Source organism: Luteolibacter flavescens (genome assembly GCF_025950085.1).
GTDB classification, from domain to species: Bacteria; Verrucomicrobiota; Verrucomicrobiia; order Verrucomicrobiales; family Akkermansiaceae; genus Haloferula; species Haloferula flavescens.
Genome location: NZ_JAPDDS010000062.1, coordinates 1 through 1113 on the forward strand (window position 1 = coordinate 1; position 1113 = coordinate 1113).

Annotated in this window: 1 protein-coding gene; it reads left to right on the plus strand. The window is 64.6% G+C overall.

The genetic code is table 11. The annotated features are described in order from the left end of the window. Nucleotides 1–914: chlorophyll a/b-binding protein (locus OKA04_RS25005; protein WP_264503865.1), on the plus strand; the 914-nt coding region annotated here is incomplete at its 5' end. Nucleotides 915–1113 lie beyond the last annotated feature (199 nt).

Consider the following 1113-nt stretch of genomic DNA (forward strand, 5'->3'; position numbering starts at 1 on the left):
CCACATATTCTCGAAGAAGGAGAAGAAGGAGAGGAGCAGCCATGGCGTCGTCGGTGGCAGCGGCGGCGAGCACGTTCCTGGGGACGAGGCTGGCGGACCCGGCGCCGCAGAGCGGGAGGATCGTGGCGAGGTTCGGGTTCGGCGGCGGGAAGAAGGCGGCGGCGAAGAAGGCGGCGAGGCCGTCGGCGCCGACGACGGACAGGCCGCTGTGGTTCCCCGGCGCGGTGGCGCCGGACTACCTGGACGGGTCGCTCGTCGGCGACTACGGCTTCGACCCGTTCGGCCTCGGGAAGCCGGCGGAGTACCTGCAGTTCGAGCTGGACTCGCTGGACCAGAACCTGGCCAAGAACAACGCCGGCGAGATCATCGGCACCCGGTTCGAGACCGGCGAGGTGAAGTCCACCCCGTTCCAGCCCTACACCGAGGTGTTCGGCCTCCAGCGCTTCCGCGAGTGCGAGCTCATCCACGGCCGCTGGGCCATGCTCGCCACCCTCGGCGCCCTCTCCGTCGAGTGGCTCACCGGCGTCACCTGGCAAGACGCCGGCAAGGTGGAGCTGGTGGATGGGTCGTCGTACCTGGGGCAGCCGCTGCCGTTCTCGATCTCGACGCTGATCTGGATCGAGGTGCTCGTCATCGGCTACATCGAGTTCCAGCGCAACGCGGAGCTGGACCCGGAGAAGAGGCTGTACCCGGGGGGGTCCTACTTCGACCCGCTCGGGTTGGCGTCGGACCCGGAGAAGAAGGAGCGGCTGCAGCTGGCGGAGATCAAGCACGCCCGCCTCGCCATGGTCGCCTTCCTCGGCTTCGCCGTGCAGGCCGCCGCCACCGGCAAGGGGCCCCTCAACAACTGGGCCACCCACCTCAGCGACCCGCTCCACACCACCATCTTCGACACCTTCTCCTCATCCTCTTAATTTAAGCTCTTTCGCGCGCAATTCAAACGGGATCGATGCGTTGGTGTGCGTTCGCGCGCGCTGTTTAGTTTTGTGATGACGAGCGAGCTGGGAGGGTATGGAGAGAGGAGAGGTCATCCTTTTGTTGATTACTACTTAAATTAGGAAAGCTGGGTTGGTGGTTAATGGCGACTTGCATGGTGGTGATTTGTAATATAAG